Source organism: Cytobacillus sp. Bac17 (assembly GCF_024519925.1).
GTDB classification, from domain to species: Bacteria; Bacillota; Bacilli; order Bacillales; family Cytobacillaceae; genus Cytobacillus; species Cytobacillus pseudoceanisediminis.
Map to the genome: position 1 here is coordinate 1 of NZ_JALJRC010000016.1, position 22,824 is coordinate 22,824.

Sequence of the window (22,824 nt, forward strand, 5' to 3'; positions counted from 1 at the left end):
TCAACATGTCAGGAACTGACTCCAAGGCGGGCGGCCCTGACTACATTCTTCTGCATATGCAGGCGAAGACTACTTCTGAAATGTATTAATAAACCTCCGATTGGAGGCGGGAACAGCAACTTGGTTGCTGTTCCTTTTTTATTGGATATTCAGGACTTTGAAGTATATGATGAAAATAAGCCTATAGATTGGAGTGATGCGAAAATGCCAAACAAAGCTTTGATTAATATCGATTACACAAATGATTTTGTAGCGGAAGGCGGTGCCCTGACATGCGGTAAGCCTGGACAGCTGCTGGAAAAGAAGATCGCGGACCTTACAGGAGAGTTTATCGCGAGTGGGCATTTCACTGTTTTTGCCATTGATGTTCATGATGAAGGAGACATCCATCACCCAGAAACAAAATTATTTCCGCCGCATAATATCAGGAACACGGAGGGAAGAAATCTGTACGGTTTATTGCAGCAGATTTATGAAACAAACAAAGACGCTGAAAATGTTTATTTCATGGACAAAACAAGATATTCTGCATTTGCAGGAACCGATCTCGAGATAAAACTGAGGGAACGCGGTGTTGAGGAGGTGCACCTGGTCGGTGTATGCACAGACATTTGCGTGCTTCATACAGCAGTCGATGCTTATAATAAAGGGTTTAAAATAGTGATTTATAATGATGCTGTTGCTTCATTTGATCAGGAGGGTCATCAGTGGGCCTTAAGGCATTTTGCAAATACGCTTGGAGCAGAAGTAATTTAATGATTCCTGCTTTGTAATTAAGCCGGCAACACAAAATATTGATTCCCGGCTCAAGCCTGTAATTGTATGGATAAACGACAGACATACAAAAAACCCTCTCCACAAAGGAAGAGGGTTGCTGCAATTAATTTTTAAGGACAGACTTATATTGATTGTACTGCTCCTGAACTTCCTTTGAAGGTGCTTTATCCAGAAGGCTGACGATGATGATCGCTAGACCTGCAAATAGGAAGCCGGGCGCCAATTCATACAAATCAAACAGTCCGCCGGTAAGCTGTGCCCAAACAATTACTGTTACGGCACCAACAATAATGCCGGCAAGGGCGCCATTCCGTGTCATTCGCTTCCAGAACAGGCTCAGGATGATAACTGGCCCGAAGGCTGCACCAAATCCCGCCCAAGCATAACTGACAAGTTCCAACACCTTGCTTTCTGGGTTATACCCTAAGAAGATGGCAATAATGGCAATGCCCAGTACAGCAATTCTGCCAACAATCATTTCTTCCTTTTTGGAAGCATTTCTTCTGAAGATGGATTTATAAAAATCCTGCGCCAGTGCACTTGAAGAAACGAGCAATTGAGAGTCAACTGTGCTCATGATTGCTGAGAGAATGGCTGCTAATAAGAATCCAGCTACCCATGGATTGAATAGTACCTGTGAAAACATGATGAATACTGTTTCAGAATTGGCAAGCGGTGCATCTGCAAAATAGGCGATGCCGGCAAACCCTACAAACAGAGCTCCAAATAACGAAAGAACCATCCACGTCATACCGATCAAGCGGGCTTTTGGAACGTCGTTGGTTGATTTTAATCCCATAAAGCGGACAAGGATATGCGGCTGTCCAAAGTAGCCAAGCCCCCATGCCAGCAGGGAAACTACGCCAACAAAAGTGGCTCCTGAAGCAACATCTAAATGTGTTGGATCTATCGCGCTGATCTGATCTAGTGTTTCATTCCAACCGCCAAGCTCCTGAATCGCTGTAATCGGAATGATAATCAAGGCTAAGAACATTAAAATGCCTTGAATAAAGTCTGTCCAGCTGGCTGCAAGGAAGCCGCCAAATAATGTGTATGACAAAATGACAGCAGCTCCGACCCAAAGAGCGAGTGTATAATCCATCCCGAATGAATTTTCTAATAGAATGGCACCGCCGACCAGGCTGGAAGAAGTATAGAAAGTGAAAAAGACTAATATGACGATTGCAGAAACTACCCGCAGCAATTTTGAAGTATCATGGAACCGGTTTTCAAAATACCCGGGAACTGTAATCGAATCGTTGGCTACTTCTGTGTAGACACGCAGTGGCTTAGCAACAAACTGCCAATTCAGATAGGCACCGGCTGCCAGACCGATAGGAAGCCATATTTCACCCATACCGCCTAAGTAAACAGCTCCAGGCAATCCCAGCATTAACCATCCGCTCATATCAGAAGCTCCGGCACTCAAGGCTGCAACTCCAGCTCCAAGCCCTCGTCCGCCTAAAACATAATCAGATAAATCTTTAGTCATTCTGGCTGCAAGCACGCCAATCAGCAGCATGCCGACCAGATAAACAATAATGGCAATTAAAGTTGGTATATTTATATCCATACTTATTTATCCTCTCCTTTCAACAAAATATGAGATGCCTGATAGTACGATCAATAATGGCATTGGAATAAGAAGCCAAAGCCACGTCGCCATAGTGAAATCCATATGTTCACCCCCATTTTTCTATTTATGTCCCCATTAAAACATACGTGGAAAAGTTCCTTTTATACAGTAACATGCAGTTTTGTGTTTGTGGAAAAATCGGTTTGGGGAATGGTCCACTTTGAAAAGACGTTTATTATCATAACATAATAAAGGTTGAGGGACAAAAAACCTTGTAAGCTATAAAGATACGAATGTATAAAAATACGTTATTTCGCATTAATTTGCTGTTATATCACATATATCAACATATCTATTCATCTAAATTTATAAAATTAAGTTGGCGAAAAGAGCTATTTTATTGGATAGATTAGAGAATTAGCGGTAAATTTTGAAAATTTTTTTAAAAAAGGGTTCCCATTAAGAAATCTCTGTTATATAATACAAAACATAGATTATCAATTGTTTTATAACAACTTAGACTTATATCATAACAGCTAATAATTTAATGCCTGTTGTGATACAGAAATGCAGTGCAACTGGGATTTTGCTCAAATGATGATTTTCTAAATTAAAAGGAGGATTTAATCAAATGGCAGATGAAAGAGTGCGTCAGTTACAGGAAAGCTGGGAAATGGATGAACGCTGGAATGGAGTAGAAAGACCGTATACGGCTGAGGAAGTCATTAAATTAAGAGGGTCAATTGATATTGAACATACATTAGCGCGCCGTGGTGCAGAGAAGCTGTGGAAGCTTGTGAATGAAGAAGACTTCGTCAATGCATTAGGGGCGTTAACGGGAAACCAGGCTGTCCAGCAGGTTAAGGCAGGGCTGAAGGCCATATACTTAAGCGGCTGGCAGGTTGCTGCAGATGCGAATCTGTCCGGAAATATGTACCCGGACCAAAGTCTATATCCGGCCAACAGTGTTCCGAGTGTTGTAAAACGAATTAATCAGGCCCTTCAGCGAGCTGACCAGATTCATCATATGGAAGGGGATCATTCCATTGACTGGTTCGCTCCGATTGTAGCAGATGCGGAAGCAGGATTCGGCGGCCAGCTTAATGTATTTGAACTTATGAAAGGCATGATTGAATCGGGTGCCGGCGGAGTACACTTTGAGGACCAGCTATCTTCTGAGAAGAAATGCGGCCACCTTGGCGGAAAGGTTTTACTGCCTACCCAGACTGCTGTTAAGAATTTAATTTCTGCAAGATTGGCAGCGGATGTTATGGGCGTGCCGACTGTCATTGTCGCACGGACTGATGCCAACGCTGCAGACTTAATAACCAGCGATGTGGACCCTTGTGATTCACCTTTCATTACTGGGGAACGCACACCTGAAGGTTTCTTCCGTACAAAGGCAGGTCTTGACCAAGCGATCGCTCGGGGATTGGCGTATGCTCCTTATGCAGACCTGGTATGGTGTGAAACATCAGAACCGGATCTTGATGAAGCGAGACGCTTTGCTGAAGCAATCCATGAAAAATTCCCTGGCAAGCTGTTAGCGTATAATTGCTCTCCTTCATTCAATTGGAAGAAAAAGCTCGATGACGAAACGATTGCAAAATTCCAGGTTGAGCTCGGCAAAATGGGCTATAAGTTCCAGTTTGTTACTTTGGCAGGATTCCATGCGCTAAACCATAGCATGTTTGAACTGGCTCGCGGCTATAAAGACCGCGGAATGGCAGCGTACTCTGAACTGCAGCAGGCCGAGTTTGCCAGCGAAACACATGGCTACACGGCGACAAGACATCAGCGTGAAGTGGGTACCGGCTATTTTGACCAGGTTTCCATGGTCATTACTGGAGGAACATCCTCGACAACTGCTTTGAAAGGATCCACTGAGGAAGAACAGTTTACTGAAAAGCAGGAAGCTTAAATTCTACCCGTATGTAAACTTGATTTCTTACCTGTATATTCTCCTATTTTGAACCTCTCTTCCTGGAAGGGGGGTATTTTTTTGCTTAAGGGGCAAGCACAGTACATGCTGCAAAAACATACATATTATATAGGCGAAATTTGAAATAGGACGTAATACTGAATACAATGGAAGCATTGAGTCATATAAGGATGGAGGATGTACAATTGGCTGAAAATATAGATGATTATCTTCAACAGGGGATTCATGGACAAAAGCAGACCAAGCCTGATGAACGCCGCAAGTTTCTTGGCTCGCTTCGGGAGAGGGTGGTCATTGCCTTGAAGCAGCCGCAGATAAGGGAAGATGGAATCTATCCGCAGGTGGAAGAGGCCCTTAAAGCCAACAGCAAGGCTCATCTTTATCTAAATGGGAATATGAGCTACTCCTATTTATCAAAATATATAAAGCTTGCCTCAACCTATAAGGTCGAATATACAATCGTCACCAATAAAGATCATAATTCAGAGATCGGGCTGGTTCTAGCCTATGACTATGCGATTGATAAACCGGAAATTTTCGTGGAGAGGAAAACGGTCAAAGCAGAAGCAAAAAAAGAAAAAAAGCGCGGCCTATTTGCCAAACTATTCAAGCGGAAATGAGCAGCGTCTTCAGCGCTGCTCTATTTTGAGAGGAAAGCACCACAATACCGGCCGAAATACGGGATTTACCGGCCAAAATTCAGCACTTACCGGCCCATGCGAGGTGTTCCACTATCTATTCGAAGGCCCTTCAGGTACAGATGGGGATCCAAATCAGGACCTTCAATCACAATTGCAGTCATGCCAAGGTAAGAGCCTGATTCATGTTCCTCACCTTCAGACCAATAAACAGCGGTTCCTTTTTGGACTGCAATTTGCTCACCGCCAGCAGTTTTAACCCATCCTTCGCCGTCAACGATGAGAAATAGCTGGGGACAAGCTGCCGGATGCATGCCTAAAACACTATTATCCTTCAGGTGGATACACCCAACTGTAGCTGTTTTGTTTCGGATAATCGGGGTGATGCTGGCATTGTGGCTGCTGAATTGGGCAATTTCCCTGCTGACATCCAAATCAAATCGGAAAAATTCCATAATCGCACCTCCTGTATTTATTACCGCAACCCCCATTTATTCGGTTTCGCTTTTCATTTATCCTCTAAAAAGAGAAGCAAACACACAATTCACTGAACTCATGGTAAAATAAGCAGAAGATTGCTAAGCCAGCTGGCGTGCGCGTATTGCTTTAACGCGCGAAAGTTTGGTATGATCATAATAATTGTGCATTGACAGTATTCAATTTTTGGAGGTGGCATTAATGTCGAGAATTTCAATAGATCAGGTTAAGCATGTTGCACACCTGGCGCGACTTGCAATGACTGAGGAAGAAGCTGTTGCATACACCGAACAGCTGGACAAGATGATTTCATTTGCCGAACTGCTGAATGAGCTTGATACAGACCATGTTGAACCAACATCCCATGTTCTTGATATGAAGAATGTATTGAGAGAAGATAAGGCAAATAAGGGGCTTCCACAGGAAGAAGTTCTGAAAAATGCGCCGGAACATCAGGATGGCTATATAAAAGTGCCGTCTATTATTGAATAGGGAGGGGAAAATGGTGAGTTTATTTGACCATAAGGTATCGGAACTTCATCAGCTTTTACATAAGAAAGAAATCACGGTTACCGACCTTGTCAGCGAATCGTACAAGCGAATCGGTGAAGTTGAAGATAAAGTACAGGCTTTCTTGACGCTTGATGAAGAAAAAGCCCGTGAAGCAGCTAAAAGAATGGATGGGAAAATTGGAACAGACGAGGCAAAAGGCCTTTTGTTCGGTATGCCAATCGGCGTGAAGGATAACATCGTAACGAAGGGGCTGCGCACCACCAGTGCGAGTAAAATCCTTGAAAACTTTGATCCGATTTATGATGCGACTGCTGCATCCAAATTACATAATGCTGAAACCATTACAATCGGTAAACTGAATATGGATGAATTTGCAATGGGATCATCCAATGAAAACTCAGGCTTTCAAGTAACCCGAAACCCATGGAATCTAGAAAGAGTTCCCGGAGGATCTTCCGGTGGTTCTGCTGCTTCTGTTGCAGCCGGTGAAGTTTTATTTTCTCTTGGATCAGACACAGGCGGCTCAATCAGACAGCCTGCTTCTTATTGCGGAGTTGTTGGGTTAAAGCCTACATATGGAAGAGTATCAAGATTCGGACTGATCGCGTTTGCCTCATCTCTGGACCAAATCGGGCCAATTACACGGACCGTTGAAGATAACGCATATCTGCTTCAGGCAATTTCAGGTGTGGATCCTATGGATTCTACTTCAGCAAATGTTGAGGTCCCAAGCTATGCGGAAAGCTTGACTGGGGATGTAAAGGGGCTGAGAATTGCCGTACCGAAAGAGTATTTGGCTGAAGGTGTGAATGAAGAGGTGCGCCAGTCAGTACTGGACGCCCTGAAAGTGTTAGAAAAACTTGGGGCAACATGGGAGGAAGTTTCCCTGCCGCATTCGAAATATGCACTGGCAACGTATTATCTGCTGTCCTCCTCTGAGGCATCGGCAAACCTGGCACGCTTTGATGGCGTACGCTATGGCTATAGAACAGCAGATCCTGAGAATTTAATCGATTTATACAAAAAGACCCGTGCAGAAGGCTTTGGTGATGAAGTGAAACGCCGCATCATGCTTGGCACATTCGCCTTAAGTTCAGGCTATTATGATGCTTACTATAAAAAGGCACAAAAGGTGCGTACACTGATTAAACAAGACTTTGAAAATGTTTTTGAAAAATATGATGTCATTATTGGACCGACAGCACCAACTCCTGCCTTTAAGATTGGTGAAAATACATCTGATCCGCTGACAATGTACGCAAATGATATTCTGACAATTCCAGTAAACCTTGCCGGCGTACCTGGAATCAGCGTACCTTGCGGATTCGCGGATGGATTGCCGCTTGGCCTTCAGATTATCGGAAAGCATTTTGATGAAAGCACTGTTTACCGCGTAGCGCATGCTTTTGAGCAGGCTACAGAATTCCATAAGCAAAAACCGGGACTGTAAGGGGGGGGAATCATGAAATACGAAACGGTTATTGGACTTGAAGTACACGTTGAGCTAAAAACAGATTCAAAAATATTCTCGGCAAGCCCAAACCATTTTGGGGCAGAGCCTAACTCCAACACAACGGTCGTCGATCTTGGCTACCCTGGAGTGCTTCCTGTCATTAATAAAAAGGCAGTTGAATTCGGAATGAAAGCTGCGATGGCACTGAATTGTGAAATTGCACCTGTCACCAAATTTGACCGGAAGAATTATTTTTACCCGGATAACCCAAAAGCCTACCAGATTTCGCAATTCGATAAGCCAATTGGAGAGCATGGCTGGATTGAGATCGAAGTCGACGGCTATAAGAAAAAAATCGGCATTACGCGAATCCATCTTGAAGAAGATGCAGGAAAACTTTCTCATGCTAAAGGATATTCTCTTGTAGACTATAACCGCCAGGGTACCCCGCTGATTGAGATTGTGTCTGAGCCGGATATCCGCACGCCAAATGAAGCATACGCATATCTCGAGAAGTTAAAGTCCATCATCCAGTATACAGGCGTTTCTGACTGTAAAATGGAGGAGGGTTCACTTCGCTGTGATGCGAATATCTCCCTTCGTCCTGTGGGCCAGGAGGAATTTGGCACAAAGACAGAGCTTAAGAACCTGAACTCCTTTAACTTTGTCCGCAAAGGACTGGAGTATGAGGAGAAACGACAGGAAGAGATTTTAAGTTCAGGCGGTACAATCCAGCAGGAAACATTGCGCTATGATGAAGCAACCAATACAACCATTCTAATGAGGGTAAAAGAGGGTTCGGATGATTATCGTTATTTCCCTGAGCCTGATTTGCTTGATATCCATATTGATGAAGAGTGGAAAGAGCGCATTCGTGCTGAGATCCCTGAGCTTCCGGACCAAAGAAAGAACCGCTATATTGAAGAACTTGGGCTTCCTGCTTATGATGCAGCTGTCCTGACAGTCACGAAAGAAACATCCGATTTCTTTGAAGCGGCTGTCCAAGCAGGAGCTGACGCAAAGCAGGCTTCCAACTGGGTGATGGGTGAACTGTCAGCATACCTGAATGCTGAACAAAAAGAGCTGACAGATATAGCTCTGACACCAGAGGGACTTGCCGGCATGATTAAACTGATAGAAAATGGCACCATCTCTTCCAAAATTGCCAAAACCGTTTTCAAAGAACTGGTTGAAAATGGCGGAGATCCGGAAACAATCGTAAAAGAAAAAGGCCTGGTTCAGATTTCGGACGAAGGTGCACTTCTTAAGATTATCGGAGAAACGCTTGATGCGAATCCGCAATCGATTGAGGATTTCAAAAATGGAAAACAAAAAGCGATCGGCTTCCTTGTCGGCCAAATCATGAAAGCCACAAAAGGACAGGCCAACCCGCCGCTTGTCAACAAATTATTGCAGCAGGAAATTCAGAAAAGATAGCTATTTATCGGGGTATGAAATCATTCGGTTTCATGCCCCTTTTTTGTTTGAAGAAAACGGTCTTTCGACAAATACCCCTATTATTTCCCAGGAAAAGCTATATTTTACATGTCCTTCAGCGTTATAATTACAGGTATGAAATCTAAAAAAACCAGGTGATTAGAAATGGCCATTTTAAAAATAACAAATTTAGAAGAGCATGATGAGCATACAGTTGTATTTCCTCCATTTAGTCTGGAGATCTCTGCGGGCGAGGCCGCAGCAGTTCATACAAATACAAATGTAAGGAACGTATTATTGAGTATGTTCATGGGGACAATGCCGATTTCCAATGGAGAAATAAGGGTTAATGAAATTAGTGCGGCGATAGACAAACGCAAATTCTTGACGGGCATTGGAATCTTCTCTTTAAATGACGGGTTATATGAAAGATTAACGGCGAAGGAAAACTTCTCTTTTTATAAGAACCTATATGGATCGGAAATATCAATAGAAGAAGGGCTGCGTGCTGTTCAGCTGGATGCAGAGCGAAATCAGCAGGTTAGAAAGTTATCCTATTCACAAAAAAGACGAGTCCATTTTGGCCGTATGCTTTTTCAGAACCCTGCATTGTTTATTTTTGAAGAGCCAGACCAAAATATTGATTTGGAAACAAAGCGTGTTTTCATAAAATTGATAAGGAAACTTAATCAAAATGGGAAAGGTGTTTTAATACTAACTGGTAATTTGGAGAGTGCGCTTGCAGTGACCAACAAGGTTTATAGGCTTGGTGAAACCGGTCTGCAGGAGCTTGACGTTTTACAGGATGAACCGGATACAGCGGTGCAGGAACAGCATGCCGGTCTGCTGAGTGAAGAAACGCCAGCGGTACAGCCTGTTCGCTTCGAAAAAGTCCCTACAAAAGTGAACGATAAAATCGTATTATTCGACCCGCCTGAAATTGATTACATTGAAAGCAGCGATGGCCAATCCAATATTTTTATTAAAGGTGAAGTGTATCCAAGTGTATTTACTCTGGCAGAGCTGGAAAGAAAACTGCACCCCTATGGCTTCTTCAGATGCCACCGCTCTTATATTGTTAATCTGCAGAAGGTCCGGGAGGTCGTGACGTGGACAAGGAATAGTTTTACACTGGTGCTCAATGATGCTTCTAAATCATCAATCCCTTTATCAAAAGGGAAAATGACGGAGTTAAAAGAAATGCTGGGGTTAAAGTAAGCTCCATTCCACTTCTGTATTGCTCCATTCAGCCTCTGTATTGCTCTTTTTATCTGGAATATAATGTGGGGGTTTTCTTTATGAATTAAGATGAATGCATAAGAAAACAAACCGCATGGAGGATGAAAATGGAGAATATCATTGAAGTCAAATCATTGGCCAAATACTTTTCAGATCAGCCAGCACTGGAAAATGTATCATTTAAAGTAAAAAAGGGAGAGACTTTCGGGTTTTTAGGGCCAAGCGGATCCGGCAAAACAACTACCATAAAAATTCTAACCGCTCAATTAGCCCAGACAGATGGGGAGGCTTTAGTATTTGGGGTAAATGCTTCCAATCTGAAGAAAGAAGAATACCGTAAGAAAATCGGAATCCTGACTGATAATAGCGGTTTATATAGCCGTTTAACAATTTATGATAATTTAAAGCTGTACTGTGATCTTTATGATGTACCGGATAAGAGGATTGATGAAGTTCTGGGCATGGTCAATTTAATAGATGATAAGAAGAAGGCTGTTTCTAAACTATCAAAAGGGATGACTCAGCGTGTGACACTGGCACGGGCATTCTTGCATCAGCCTGAGCTGCTGTTTCTTGATGAACCGACTTCAGCACTTGATCCAGTAAATACAAAACATATTTATAAAGGCTTAAAAGACTTAAAAGAAAAAGGAACCACGATCTTTTTGACCACACACGATATGAATGAGGCTGAAACGCTATGTGACCGCGTTGCGTTCTTAAATAATGGGGCTATTCAATTGCTGGATTCACCTAAAGCGCTTCGCCGAAAATTTGCCGATCATACATTGACTGTTGAGCTGACCGATGGGAGCAAAGTAATTGTCGATAAAGGACCGGGCGGAGCACAAACTGTGTATGATTACATGTCTGGAAATAAAATTGTTTCCATCTATTCGAACGAACCGACTTTAGGGGATATTTTTGTAGAAGTAACAGGGAGGAAATTAGCATGACTTTTTCAATGAAACGATCTATGGCCATCTTATATAAGGATTATAAAGATGTTTCGAAAAATTTATATGTTTCTACTACCGTCTTCCTGCCCCTTGTTATGGCCGCGATTTATGGACGCATGGGTATTGAGGCAATCGATGCACATTATATGGTCATCAATATGATTTTTAGTTTAGTAGCAGCCTATGTGCAGTGCTCACTAATTGCAGAGGAAAAAGAAAAAAATACATTAAGGGGACTTATGCTGTCTCCTGCAAGTACCCTGGAGATATTATTCGGGAAAAGTTTATTGAGCTTTATTAGCACCATTACCGTTATCATTATAGCTGCATTTTTAACTGGTTATAATCCTGATAATGTAATAATAGTTGGTATGGCTATTATTCTGTCTGCTGTCTTTTATATTGGAATTGGCACATTACTTGGATTGTTGACAAAATCCGTAATGGAAGCATCGGTTGTTATTTTGCCCATTATGATGATTTTTTCCTTTGGCTCGTTCTTGACCCCTTTTATAGATAAATATCCAGTTTTAATATTTATTGAGTACTTGCCAAATCTGCAGCTCATTGACTTGGCTAATCAGGTTGAAGCGGGGGCTGGCCTATCGGATGTATGGTCCCATCTGGCGGCAATAATTGTATGGACTGCTGCTGTGTTTGCTCTAGTGGCCGCCGTATACAAAAAACGAATGATGGATTGATGACAAGGCCGGCCGCTTTTCGCCGGCCTTCGTTTTTTGCCGACAGCCTCTTTGTCTAATTTCCCAGGAAAAGATGTTTTTCTGCAAAATTCGCCAGCAGTAATCAGAAGGAATGCTGGGGAGCCATACAGAATTAGTAATTAGTCATTTAGAAAAAAGGAGTGTTGATTAATGGAATTACTGGATTGGTTCCAAAAAGGGCTGAGTCTGCATGAATACATAGGGGGAATGAAAGTAAATAAAGATGAAATGATGGGCATTTACGATCGTTTTTCTTTATCAGATAAAGAGAAAGCAAGATTGGCAGAATTTAAGGACACTGGCATGAAAGTGATTGTACTCACTGAAGATTGGTGCGGAGATGCGATGCTGAATAATCCGATTCTGCTGAAAATCGCAGAGGAAGCAGGGATGGAAGTCCGTTTTATTTTAAGGGATCAGAATCTTGAGCTGATGGATCAATATTTGACTAACGGAACATCCAGAGCAATACCGATTTATATTTTTATAGATGAGGCGGGGAAGGAAAAAGCTGTTTGGGGACCTCGTGCCAAACAGGTTCAGGAAATGGTTGATGATGGAAGAAGTAAGCTCCCCGCACAGAATGCGGAAGACTTTAAGGACAAACAAATGAGCATGTACAGGAGACTAACTGCTTCCTATCAGGAGGATTCTAAGATCTGGCAATTTGTTGCTGATAGTATAGTAGATGCTATTGTTTCGGGGAAATAAAGGCGGAAGGATGTTTTAAATGGGCTGGAACCAGAATTCCATAACAGCGATGCTGGATATAAAATATCCTATTTTCCAGGCTCCTATGGCTGGAGGGATGACAACGCCGCAATTAATCAGCGGGGTATCCAATAGTGGAGGACTTGGAAATATGGGCGCAGGCTATATGAGTTCAGATGAAATAAGGAACGATATAAAACGGATTCGAAATCTGACAGATAAGCCATTTGGCGTTAATCTCTTTGTTCCGGATAGTGAGGCTTCGGCGGATGCAGAGGAAATCAGCAGCATGGAGGATGTACTCGCCGGATACAGCAGTGAGCTGGGTATGAAGGAAAAACCTTCTCTGCCAGAAAAGAATTATGCTGCTTTATACAGAAAACAGCTTGATGTTTTGATGGAGGAACAGGTGCCTGTTTGCAGCTTTACATTTGGCATTCCTGAATCTGCCATTATTTCTGAATTAAAGAAACAGGGTACGATTATTATTGGAACCGCAACCAATGTAAAAGAAGCAGTGGAATGGGAAGAGGCTGGCGCAGATGTGATTATTGCTCAGGGGGTTGAAGCCGGGGGGCACCGTGGAACTTTCGGCAGCGAAGAAAGCGGGCTTATTGGTTCCATGGCCCTAATACCACAGGTAGCAGATGCGGTCAGTTGTCCCGTGGCTGCTGCAGGGGGAATAATGGATTCCCGCGGCATTGCTGCTGCTATGATGCTTGGCGCAGCAGGAGTCCAGCTGGGAACTGCTTTTCTTACATGCAGGGAAAGCGGAGCTCACTCACTGTACAAACATGCACTATTAAATGCAAGGGAAGATCAGACAGCTGTGACGAAAGCATTTTCCGGAAAGCTTGCAAGAGGAATTCGCAACAGGTTCATGGAAGAGATGAAAGGTCTGCAGACATTGCCTTATCCATTACAGAATGATATGACAGCCCCTATCCGAAAACAGGCAGCCAAGCTGGAGCAGCCGGAGTTTATGTCATTATGGGCCGGACAGGGAGTGACACTGGCTGAAGAAGTAACAGTGAAGGAACTAATGATAAAACTTGTTATGGGGACAGAAACTTTATTGGATAAGTAAAAAGCAGTGCCCAGTGCGGCACTGCTTTGTCTTATTTGCCAGCCAATACGTTAGTAAGCGGCGGTACAATCTGCTTTTTGCGTGACACAACGCCCTTTAATACGGCACTGTTGTTTTCAAGTGTTACATCATAAGCTTTTTCAACTGCTGCAGCTTCTTTGCCCAGAGAAATGGCAACTGAGTCGTTGTTAAGGATGTCAGTTAAAACAAAAACAAAAAGGTCAAGCTCTTTATTATTGATATTTTCAGTAATGGCAGCTTCCAATTCTTCCTGGCGGCTTAATACGTCATTTAGGTCCACGGCATTAACCTGTGCGATTTCTGTTTTATAGCTGCCCATTTGGAATTCCTTAGCATCAAGGGAGATTAGCTCTTTCACGCTCTTCTTGCTTAAATCTGCTCCTGCTTTAAGCATTTCCAGACCATACTCTTCAACGTTTACTCCCGCGATTTCAGCAAGCTCGCGTGCTGCTGAAACGTCCTGATCTGTGCATGTTGGAGATTTGAACAGCAAAGAATCGGAAATGATGGCCGAAAGCATTAAACCAGCTGTTTCCTTGCTGATTTCTACACCGTTTTCCTTGTACATTTTGTTCAAAATAGTTGCTGTGCAGCCAACAGGCTCTGCGCGGTAGTAAAGCGGATCGCTTGTTTCAAAGTTCGCTATGCGGTGGTGGTCAATAACCTCAAGGATTTTCACATCTCTGATATCATCAGCACTTTGCTGGAACTCATTATGGTCTACAAGGATTACTTCGCTTGCTTCTTTGGAAACTGCCTCAACAAGACGGGGAGCTTCAGCTTTAAAATAATTTAAAGCATATTGTGTTTCCTCATTTACCTGGCCCAGGCGGATTGGCTCAGCATCAACGCCTAATTTGTTTTTTAATTCTGCATAAGCAAGTGCTGAACAGATTGAGTCAGTGTCTGGGTTTTTGTGTCCGAATACAAATACTTTTGACATAAATCCTACTCCTTCTATATGTAATGTTGGTTTTGGCATGCTGTTATTTTACCATATTTCTAATGTAATGGCGGTACAGGGAAAAATCAAATTTTGTTTTTTCAATTGTTAGAGGAAGCTTGGATGTTTTGGAGAAATTAAATAAGAATAGTAAGGGGGAGACATACATGGGGAAAGTAGCCATAATTTCTGATATTCATGGGAATATCACAGCTCTGGAGGCGGTGCTGGACAATATCCGCGAACGCGGAATAGAGATTATTTTCTGCCTAGGTGATTTAATAGGAAAGGGGCCAAACTCCCTTAAAGCCGTTGAACGGATAAAAGAAACCTGTGAAGTGGTCCTCCTTGGAAACTGGGATGATTTCATGCAGAAGCCGCTGGACTTTGAAGAGGGCAGATGGCATCAGAGACAGCTTGGGGAAGAGGCGTTAGCCTATTTGGGAACTCTGCCATTCCATCACGATTTTTATATGAGCGGCAAATATGTCAGGCTCTACCATGCTTCCGCTAAAAGCATTTATCATCGGGTTGTACCGATGCGGGATTCTTATGAAGAAAAGCTGGCTATGTTTGAGAATACAGAAAATATTAATGCCGGAGAGGACGGGCTAATTCCGGATGTTGTCGGCTATGGTGATATTCATGCTGCTTTGATTGAACCGGTCCATCCGCATAGGACGCTTTTCAATGCAGGAAGCGTTGGGAATTCCCTGGATATTCCTCAGGCAACCTATGCAATTTTGCATGGGGAATACTTATCGAAAGAGGCTGGGCCTTTCTCAATCGAAATTGTCCGGATTCCTTATGATATTGAAAAGGAAATAAGCATTGCCAAGGATATGGGTATGCCTAATATTGAGGCCTATGCGCTTGAGCTGCGCGAAGCGAAATATAGGGGGGCTCCTAAGAAAGTATAATCAACTGATAAGACAGACTAAAATAACCTGTACGCACATTAATAAAATTATCCGCACTTAAAACAAGGCTATGAGCACATAAAAATTTTTATCCGCAGAAATTAACGATACAGATAATTTGTACACATTTAACTCAAAAAAGCTGACTTCCCAATGAGGAGTCAGCTTTTTCCGTTATTAAAAGATTTTCCTGCCTTTTTTGGACAGTGCATAATAAATGCCGTGCTGCAGGTTTGTGAAGCAGTTAAATTTAGAAAGGTTAAAATTAGTTTCCGTAATCTTTGTGCCAAGTTCTGGTGAAATGCCAACCAGAATGGTTTCGGTGCCAATCAGGTTAGCTGCAGCGGCCAACTTGCTTAAGAATTCGACAGTGTAGGAGCTGATGGACTGATTTAACCCGGTTAAGTCCAGGATCAGACAATCTGCCTGGTGCTTCGGAAGGCTGTGGAGAGTTTTATCCACGAGTTCTTCAGAGCGGAATTCATCGTATCTTCCCAATAGAGGGACAACAACGATTCCATCCAGGACTGGAATAACCGGTGAAGAGATTTCTTTAACAAGCTGCTTTAATTCAATCGTCCGGTCCTCCACTAATTTTTCAAGCTCGCTGATTTTTTTTGATTCCTCTCGCCTTGCCAAAGCGTGTATATTTTCCTCAACAGTAACGCTTGAAGGGAAGTAATCCAGCTCTGTATAATCCTGTCCGGCCAACTGGTCAGCTGCTTTTTTATACCAAAGGCTTGTGCCAAACACAGCGGAAAAGATTCCTGCAAAATGTCCCGGCAGGAATGTTCCAGACTCGTTTTTCCCTTGTTCTTTGTTAATCTTATATTCCCAGCTGTCAATTGCTCTGACCCTGGCGGTTTTCGCAGCGGGATCTAAATCAGTGATTATGAATTTCCCCCAGCCGGCAGAAGCATATATTCTGGGTATGATATTAGCCACTTCTTCTATCGGAAGTTTTAAATCCTTGAAGAATTCCCCTACTACCATTCCCTGCCTGAAGCCGGTGGTCTCAAGTACAAGGCTGGATGTTTCTTTTCCAGAGATCTCTTCAATCGTATCGAAGAAGCTTTTCATGGCAGATTTTATCCAAAATAGGACCGCATCATCGCCTTCAAAATTAAACAGACCTTTTTCAAGGTCCCAATTAAAATCAAAACCATCAATTTTTGTTTCAAGCACTAGGCTATTTTCTGTCATACCATTACCCCCTGATATTGATATGTATAGTTAAGTAACTTTTTATTTGTCTAGTAAGTAACCAATGTTATATACCCTTAACTTCAAACCTTAAACCTATTTTAGAATATTATCTGCGTCTGTTTATATTCAATTTTTTTGACTTTTCATTTACATAAGCGTACATAATATCTTTCTCATTCAAATTGTTTTGCCGCAGCTGCTCTAAAAGCCAATCTTTAGTCTGTCCCAGCAGCTCGAGATTACGCGCCTGAATCCTCCCATCCACAATAACCGCAATAGGGAGGCCCTCATCCTGAATGGAGATATTTAAATGTTCGACGGTAACAGGCGTATTGGCCACTTTCGGTATGATGCTCACTTCACCGATAGGCTCGAGAATGGCGTAATCCACATCCGCAATTTTTGGATAGCCTTTGCTTCTTAGGATAGACAGCAGCTGAGTCATGGAAAGGTGGGATTTTTCCAGATTGTCTTCCAGGATTTCCCCGTTTTTAATCAGCATTGTCGGTTCCCCAAGAAAAAATCGGTTGCCAATTTGGTTTAAAGTCAAATAGGAAAAGAGAATATGAAGTCCTACAAGAATCGCCAATGCTGCTAATGTCGGCCAATATTCTGTGCTAATAAGAGGCTCAGAGGCAACTGTACCAACAATAATGATGGCGACGAGGTCGTAAGGAGTCATCTGGATAATTGTCGACTTGCCCATCAGTCTCATAATCATGATTGTGATTAAGTAAAGACTTAATATTTTTAAGATCAAAAACATATAGAAGCTCCTTTGACTGCACTTTTATTCAAAGGATTTGCTTAATGAACGGCTTTCATGTGAGAAATAATAAAAAAAGCCCGAATGCAGGATCAGGGCTTCGATTAGGCTCGTTTTTTTTGGTCTCTAGGAGGGATGCGGTCATTTTTCAGGCGCTTATCATTGATTTTAGGCTCATTTTTATCAATGAAGTTTTTAATATTCGAACGGTGAAGGAAAATCAAAAATAATAGGAAAATAGAAAAGATAAGTTCATGTTCAGTGCCTTCGGTAAATAAGGAATAGATAAGTAAAGATGCACCCACCGATAAAGAGCCAAAAAATACATACTTCGTTCTGTAAATGACTGCGACAAAACAAATGTAGGCGATCAAAAACATCCATATATTTGCTAAAAGCAATACACCTGCCGTGGTTGCAATGGCTTTCCCTCCGCGGAATCCTGCAAAGATCGGAAAGCAGTGGCCTGCTACTGCAACCATCCCAGCCATTAACGGATCGGTCTCAGCGTTCAGAATGACAGGCAATGCTGCAGCTGCTGCTCCCTTGCCCACATCCACCAGCAGAACCACGATAGCTGCATTTTTGCCCAGTACCCTTAGTGTATTAGTCGCACCAGGATTATTGCTGCCATGATCACGGATGTCGATCCCAAAGGCATATTTGCCGATCAATAAGGCTGTAGGAATTGATCCTATCAGGTACGCTGCCAAGTAAATAAGAAATGTCATCGTAACCATCCTTTTTCAATCAATATATTCAATAATGGTTTAGAGTTGTCCATTATTTAAAAATATGTTCACTGCCCTCCTCTTTGAAGTCATCGCTTACAGTTTACCATATAATGGTTTTGTTCGAAGCGGGAAATTAATCATTATTTTAATATTAAGCGATGAAAAAATATGGAAATAAAAGCTTTTTGGGGGAGATTTTTATAAAAAATGTATTGAATTATTCAATTCTCTCGATTATGATTGTTTCGGCACTCAAAAAGAAAGAATGTAATCCGAATAGATATAAGGGAAGCTGATATAACCCAGGATTTATACGATCGGCAATACCCAGCAGGATATTCTCATGCTCCTGAACGCTACGCTGTCAGGAACATTGGAAGGAGATGATTTTTCATGGATCATTTTTCATTGGAAGAATGGCGGAAATATGTGAAAAATGTGCTGTCAGAACCAGAACGTGAACTCTATGAAGATCATCTCTATATATGTGATCAATGCCTGGAAGTATACCTCGAAGCAATGGACGAGGAGGAAAATTCCCTGCCGGAAATGCCGGGGGAAGATGAGTTTACCAATCTTATTATGGCTCAAATTACAGGAGGATTTTCGGAAGAAGCGGACAAGGAACACAAAGAACTTCCCAATAAAGAATCCTGGTTTGAGCGCTGGTTTCCCATTGCATTTGCCTGCTTTATGCTGATTGGGGGATTAGTAACAATGTACCGGGATAAAAACCAAATAGATCAGGATTAACTCTTAACGGACAGTTAGGAGTTTTTTTTTGTGTGCGAAAAGTTTGAAAATTCATTTAAAAATCCTTACAATAAAAAGACTAATCAGTTTATTTTAAAAGATAAGAATATGCTTGGGGAGTGAGAAATATGGGAAGAAGGCGGGTTCCGCAGGAGATGCAAAAAAAGAACAAGAGCGTCCATCTTGAGCAATGGATCTGGGACTTGGCAGCGCAGATGCAGCCATGCCGTTCAGCAGCTATCAGAGATTTATTTCTCGCTAAAGTGAAAGAAGACCTGGTAATGGCCGGATTGGCGGAGAAAAATACAGAAATCACGAGTGAACATGCCAGCCTTTATATAGAAGAAGTTCTGAAAAGAAGTGACATCAGTCAAAAGTGCTGCTGATGTTTAATGCGCGGGAATAATTTTCTCAGAGACTAAACAAATACAATGGAGGGACAGACTTGTCGCCTATCGTATCAGAGGAATATAAGCGGAAGAAAAAGAAAGAGATCCTGGCGGGTGCATTGGCCTGCTTTGCGAAAAAAGGATTTCAGGCAGCGACCATTGATGACATTGTCGCTTATTCAGGAATCAGCAAGGGAGCTATCTATAATTATTTTAAAAGCAAGGAAGAAATCTATCTGGAGCTTTTGAATGAGCAGACAGAATCAGCTAATGCAAGACTTGCAGAGAACATTTCCAAGTTCTCTTCTGCGGAAGAGAAACTGGAATATCTTTTTGATTTGTATAGGGATATGAGCCCATTCAGCCAGGAACGAAAAGATAGAATTACTGTTCAGCTGGAATTTACGCTGCATTCCTCCAGAGATGAGAACTTGAATCGAATTCTGAACGAGCGAGGAAAGAAGTTCTTTTTGAAATTGATAACAGACATTATGGAGGAAGGGCAGGCTGCCGGGAAATTCCGTCCGGATGCAGATCCAAGCCATTTATCGGGATTATTCTGGACTTTTATGGACGGGGCAATGCTTCATAGGGTAATTAATGAAGAGTATCCATATAAATCCATTATTGACTATGTTAAGAGCCTTGTTTTGAAGGACCTGAAACAGGAATAATGCTCAATTGCATCCTGCTTAATGCGATTTCAGTTACATCTCCAAGAAATATAACTTAATTACGATACTTTTTTGCCTAATGAGGGTATAATTCATTTGTGCATCTGACCACTTGTGAAAATAGCGGGAAGTGAATAGAATAGAAACGGATGGCAGTGAATAATTGCTAAGCCGTGGACTATTCGCTATGATGTAAAAAGATGGAATAATATATAAGGATTAAGTTTAGATATTTCAATAATAGGATGATGGCTATGAAAAGAGCAAGAATTATTTATAATCCGACTTCAGGCCGGGAAATTTTTAAAAGACATTTAGCAGAGGTTCTGCAAAAGCTGGAGAGTGCAGGATATGAAACCTCATGCCATGCCACCACAGGTGAAGGAGATGCGATTAAAGCTGCACGGGCAGCTGTTGAACGCCGCTTCGATCTGGTTATTGCAGCAGGCGGCGACGGTACGATTAACGAGGTGGTAAACGGACTCGCTGAACAGGATTACCGTCCTCGCCTCGGCATTATTCCAACGGGCACAACCAATGATTTTGCCCGTGCGCTCCATATTCCAAGAGATGTGGATGCGGCTGCTGAAATCATTGTAAAAGGAGATACCATACCTGTCGATATTGGTCGCATAAATGATAAATATTTTATTAATATTGCTGGTGGCGGAAGGCTGACAGAGCTGACTTACGAGGTGCCAAGCAAGCTGAAAACCATGATTGGCCAGCTTGCCTATTATCTAAAGGGAATTGAAATGCTTCCTTCCATCCGTTCAACCGAAGTAAGCATCGAGTTTGACGGGAAAATCTTTGAAGGTGAAGTTATGCTTTTCCTTGTCGGCCTGACAAATTCAGTCGGCGGTTTTGAAAAGCTGGCGCCGGATTCCTGTATAAATGACGGGCTATTCTCCCTGCTGATATTAAAGAAAACCAATCTTGCTGATTTTATCCGGATCGCGACAATGGCTGTCCGGGGTGAGCATGTAAAAGATCCGAACGTCATCTATACACAGGCAAACCGCATCAAAGTACAGTCCAAAGAAAAAGTCCAGCTCAATCTGGACGGTGAATTTGGCGGCCTGCTTCCTGCTGAATTCGTAAACCTGTACAGGCATTTGGAAGTATTTGTCCCAATTGATCAGATTCGTGAAGAAGACCGCCCGACCGATTGGGAAAGTTCCCGCGAATAATAGGAAGTCCGCCCTCTTACAGGGCGGGCTTTTATTTGCAAAACACATGAATTTGTGAACGATGCAATTAGAATAGTATTACTGCAATTAGAAGGGTGATTCTGCAAACAGACAGGGTAAGCTTACAAATAGACTGGAAAATATGCTAATAGAGTGGCGGGTTTTTCAAATAGGCATGATAAAGGGTATACAGGTTCAAAATCCGCACCATATCTATTTCGTATTCACCCCTTTTTTGTGATACAATCTGTCTAGTCAAATAGGTCACGGAATTAAGCTGAAAAGGAAGAAAATGATGAGCAGAACATTACCGGTTCAAAAAAATGATTATATAGATGTTATATTTGAGGATTTGACCCATGAAGGGACAGGAGTTGCAAAGGTGGATGGTTATCCTCTATTTGTTCCGGATGGGCTTCCCGGTGAGAGAGCAAAGGTAAAAGTGATTAAGGTGAATAAGGGATATGGCTTTGGGCGCCTGATCGAGACATATGAAAGAAGCCCATACCGAGTAGAAGCTCCCTGCCCGATTTATAAGGAGTGCGGCGGATGTCAGCTGCAGCACCTGAGCTATGAAGGCCAGCTTCTCGCCAAGGAAAAACAGGTCAGAGATGTTCTGGAAAGAATCGGAAAACTTGAGGGCGTCAAGGTGCATCCGGTTCTCGGCATGAAGGACCCTTGGCGTTACAGAAATAAAGCGCAGGTTCCGATTGGCGAGCAGGAGGGCGGCCTGATCGGCGGATTTTACCAGCAGCGTACCCACCAGATCATCGATATGAAGGAATGTCTCATCCAGCAGGAAAAAAATGATGAGGTTGTACAAAAGGTAAAGGAAATTTGCGGACGCTATGGTGTCCGTGCTTATGATGAAGGCAGGCATAAAGGCGAGCTCCGCCACGTGATGGCGCGCTATGGGCTTGTGACAGGCGAAGTGATGATTGTCCTTGTCACAAGGACGAACGAGCTCCCGCATAAGCAAAGGATTGTGGAAGAGATTGCATCAAGCATTGAAGGTGTTAAATCCATCGTCCATAATGTGAATTCTAGGAAGACGAATGTGATCATGGGAGATGTCACACGAGTCCTCTGGGGTGAAGAAGTGATCTATGATTTTATTGGCGATATCAAATTTGCGATTTCCGCCCGCTCCTTTTATCAGGTGAACCCGGAGCAAACGAAAGTTTTATATGATAAAGCACTGGAATATGCGAATTTGAGCGGAGAAGAACAGGTTATCGATGCGTACTGCGGAATTGGCACCATTTCTCTTTTTCTGGCACAGAAAGCAAAAGAAGTGTTCGGCGTTGAAATCGTGCCGGAAGCCATTGAGGATGCGAAGCGGAATGCTGATTTAAATGGCATGACAAATGCTTCATTTGCAGTCGGGAAAGCAGAAGAAGTAATCCCTGACTGGTATAAAAAGGGGAACACCGCAGATGTGCTTGTCGTTGACCCGCCGCGAAAAGGCTGTGATGAAGCTCTGCTGAAAACCATTTTAAGCATGAAGCCAAAGAAAGTCGTCTATGTATCCTGCAACCCGGGAACGCTTGCAAGGGATCTTCGTATTCTGGAGGATGGCGGATACAGGACAATCGAAGTGCAGCCGGTGGACATGTTCCCTCAGACTATGCATTGTGAAGCAGTCGCTGGATTAGAATGGAAAGAGGGCAGCTGACCTATTGGGAAGCTGCTTTTTT

Annotated in this window: 23 protein-coding genes; 17 read left to right on the forward strand and 6 right to left on the reverse strand. The window is 42.7% G+C overall.

What is annotated here, in order from left to right; all coding sequences use genetic code 11:
* Window positions 1-204 precede the first annotated feature (204 nt).
* Window positions 205-756, forward strand: coding sequence for a cysteine hydrolase family protein (locus NR125_RS17635; RefSeq protein ID WP_175502150.1), 552 nt, complete (start codon window positions 205-207; stop codon window positions 754-756).
* A gap of 124 nt (window positions 757-880) precedes the next feature.
* Here the strand turns inward: NR125_RS17635 and putP are convergent, their stop codons facing one another.
* Window positions 881-2,350 carry a sodium/proline symporter PutP gene (gene putP / locus NR125_RS17640; protein WP_009335966.1) on the reverse strand — a complete coding sequence of 490 codons (1,470 nt, stop codon included), beginning with the start codon at window positions 2,348-2,350 and terminating at the stop codon, window positions 881-883.
* Between the two features lie 634 nt (window positions 2,351-2,984).
* Here putP and aceA point away from each other — a divergent pair.
* Window positions 2,985-4,274, forward strand: a complete 1,290-nt coding sequence (aceA, locus tag NR125_RS17645; RefSeq protein WP_251175368.1) for an isocitrate lyase — start codon at window positions 2,985-2,987, stop codon at window positions 4,272-4,274.
* Window positions 4,275-4,480: 206 nt separating this feature from the next.
* Entirely contained in the window at window positions 4,481-4,915 is a 435-nt protein-coding gene (locus tag NR125_RS17650; RefSeq protein ID WP_256815841.1) for a YueI family protein, read from the forward strand.
* 86 nt (window positions 4,916-5,001) lie between these two features.
* On the opposite strand, the gene NR125_RS17655 is transcribed toward NR125_RS17650, so the two are convergent.
* Window positions 5,002-5,388: a cupin domain-containing protein gene (locus NR125_RS17655; RefSeq protein ID WP_009335963.1), complete on the reverse strand. Its 387-nt coding sequence runs from the start codon at window positions 5,386-5,388 to the stop codon at window positions 5,002-5,004.
* A gap of 223 nt (window positions 5,389-5,611) precedes the next feature.
* On the opposite strand from NR125_RS17655, the gene gatC reads away from it, so the two are divergent.
* The 8 genes from gatC (at window position 5,612) to NR125_RS17695 (ending at window position 13,531) form a co-directional block, all read left to right on the forward strand.
* On the forward strand, window positions 5,612-5,902 hold the full coding sequence (gene gatC, locus NR125_RS17660) for an Asp-tRNA(Asn)/Glu-tRNA(Gln) amidotransferase subunit GatC (protein ID WP_009335962.1): 291 nt from the start codon (window positions 5,612-5,614) through the stop codon (window positions 5,900-5,902).
* A 13-nt stretch (window positions 5,903-5,915) separates the two neighbouring features.
* Window positions 5,916-7,373: an Asp-tRNA(Asn)/Glu-tRNA(Gln) amidotransferase subunit GatA gene (gene gatA, locus NR125_RS17665; RefSeq protein WP_026041578.1), complete on the forward strand. Its 1,458-nt coding sequence runs from the start codon at window positions 5,916-5,918 to the stop codon at window positions 7,371-7,373.
* A 12-nt stretch (window positions 7,374-7,385) separates the two neighbouring features.
* The gene (gene gatB / locus NR125_RS17670) at window positions 7,386-8,813 is read left to right on the forward strand and encodes an Asp-tRNA(Asn)/Glu-tRNA(Gln) amidotransferase subunit GatB (protein WP_009335960.1); all 1,428 of its coding nucleotides are present in this window, start codon (window positions 7,386-7,388) and stop codon (window positions 8,811-8,813) included.
* A 165-nt stretch (window positions 8,814-8,978) separates the two neighbouring features.
* On the forward strand, window positions 8,979-10,031 hold the full coding sequence (locus NR125_RS17675; RefSeq protein ID WP_217027477.1) for a LytTR family transcriptional regulator DNA-binding domain-containing protein: 1,053 nt from the start codon (window positions 8,979-8,981) through the stop codon (window positions 10,029-10,031).
* 128 nt (window positions 10,032-10,159) lie between these two features.
* Window positions 10,160-11,008: an ABC transporter ATP-binding protein gene (locus NR125_RS17680; RefSeq protein ID WP_217027473.1), complete on the forward strand. Its 849-nt coding sequence runs from the start codon at window positions 10,160-10,162 to the stop codon at window positions 11,006-11,008.
* Entirely contained in the window at window positions 11,005-11,712 is a 708-nt protein-coding gene (locus NR125_RS17685; protein ID WP_217027471.1) for an ABC transporter permease, read from the forward strand. Before NR125_RS17680 ends, NR125_RS17685 begins: the two co-directional genes overlap by 4 nt.
* Before the next feature lie 171 nt (window positions 11,713-11,883).
* Window positions 11,884-12,444, forward strand: coding sequence for a thioredoxin family protein (locus NR125_RS17690; protein ID WP_019380116.1), 561 nt, complete (start codon window positions 11,884-11,886; stop codon window positions 12,442-12,444).
* Window positions 12,445-12,463: 19 nt separating this feature from the next.
* Window positions 12,464-13,531: an NAD(P)H-dependent flavin oxidoreductase gene (locus tag NR125_RS17695; protein ID WP_009335955.1), complete on the forward strand. Its 1,068-nt coding sequence runs from the start codon at window positions 12,464-12,466 to the stop codon at window positions 13,529-13,531.
* A 31-nt stretch (window positions 13,532-13,562) separates the two neighbouring features.
* Here NR125_RS17695 and NR125_RS17700 read toward each other — a convergent pair whose 3' ends face one another.
* Window positions 13,563-14,495, reverse strand: a complete 933-nt coding sequence (locus tag NR125_RS17700; protein WP_251264835.1) for a manganese-dependent inorganic pyrophosphatase — start codon at window positions 14,493-14,495, stop codon at window positions 13,563-13,565.
* Window positions 14,496-14,662: 167 nt separating this feature from the next.
* Here NR125_RS17700 and NR125_RS17705 point away from each other — a divergent pair, with 167 nt between their 5' ends.
* Complete coding sequence (locus NR125_RS17705; RefSeq protein ID WP_192908057.1) at window positions 14,663-15,415, forward strand: metallophosphoesterase family protein; 753 nt, start codon at window positions 14,663-14,665, stop codon at window positions 15,413-15,415.
* A gap of 177 nt (window positions 15,416-15,592) precedes the next feature.
* On the opposite strand, the gene NR125_RS17710 is transcribed toward NR125_RS17705, so the two are convergent.
* The 3 genes from NR125_RS17710 to plsY all read right to left on the reverse strand — a co-directional run bounded on the left by NR125_RS17710 (window position 15,593) and on the right by plsY (window position 18,118).
* Window positions 15,593-16,618, reverse strand: coding sequence for an STAS domain-containing protein (locus NR125_RS17710; RefSeq protein ID WP_009335952.1), 1,026 nt, complete (start codon window positions 16,616-16,618; stop codon window positions 15,593-15,595).
* Between the two features lie 109 nt (window positions 16,619-16,727).
* On the reverse strand, window positions 16,728-17,387 hold the full coding sequence (locus NR125_RS17715) for a DUF421 domain-containing protein (RefSeq protein WP_019380112.1): 660 nt from the start codon (window positions 17,385-17,387) through the stop codon (window positions 16,728-16,730).
* A gap of 104 nt (window positions 17,388-17,491) precedes the next feature.
* Window positions 17,492-18,118, reverse strand: a complete 627-nt coding sequence (gene plsY / locus NR125_RS17720) for a glycerol-3-phosphate 1-O-acyltransferase PlsY (RefSeq protein ID WP_256815844.1) — start codon at window positions 18,116-18,118, stop codon at window positions 17,492-17,494.
* A gap of 396 nt (window positions 18,119-18,514) precedes the next feature.
* On the opposite strand from plsY, the gene NR125_RS17725 reads away from it, so the two are divergent.
* From NR125_RS17725 to rlmD, 5 genes are all read left to right on the forward strand, one after another.
* The gene (locus tag NR125_RS17725; RefSeq protein WP_009335949.1) at window positions 18,515-18,874 is read left to right on the forward strand and encodes a hypothetical protein; all 360 of its coding nucleotides are present in this window, start codon (window positions 18,515-18,517) and stop codon (window positions 18,872-18,874) included.
* Window positions 18,875-19,002: 128 nt separating this feature from the next.
* Complete coding sequence (locus NR125_RS17730; RefSeq protein ID WP_256815845.1) at window positions 19,003-19,260, forward strand: hypothetical protein; 258 nt, start codon at window positions 19,003-19,005, stop codon at window positions 19,258-19,260.
* A 59-nt stretch (window positions 19,261-19,319) separates the two neighbouring features.
* Window positions 19,320-19,937, forward strand: a complete 618-nt coding sequence (locus NR125_RS17735) for a TetR/AcrR family transcriptional regulator (protein WP_256815846.1) — start codon at window positions 19,320-19,322, stop codon at window positions 19,935-19,937.
* A 254-nt stretch (window positions 19,938-20,191) separates the two neighbouring features.
* Window positions 20,192-21,127, forward strand: a complete 936-nt coding sequence (locus NR125_RS17740) for a diacylglycerol kinase (protein WP_009335946.1) — start codon at window positions 20,192-20,194, stop codon at window positions 21,125-21,127.
* A gap of 295 nt (window positions 21,128-21,422) precedes the next feature.
* Window positions 21,423-22,802: a 23S rRNA (uracil(1939)-C(5))-methyltransferase RlmD gene (rlmD, locus tag NR125_RS17745; protein WP_217027453.1), complete on the forward strand. Its 1,380-nt coding sequence runs from the start codon at window positions 21,423-21,425 to the stop codon at window positions 22,800-22,802.
* The last annotated feature ends 22 nt before the right edge of the window (window positions 22,803-22,824 follow it).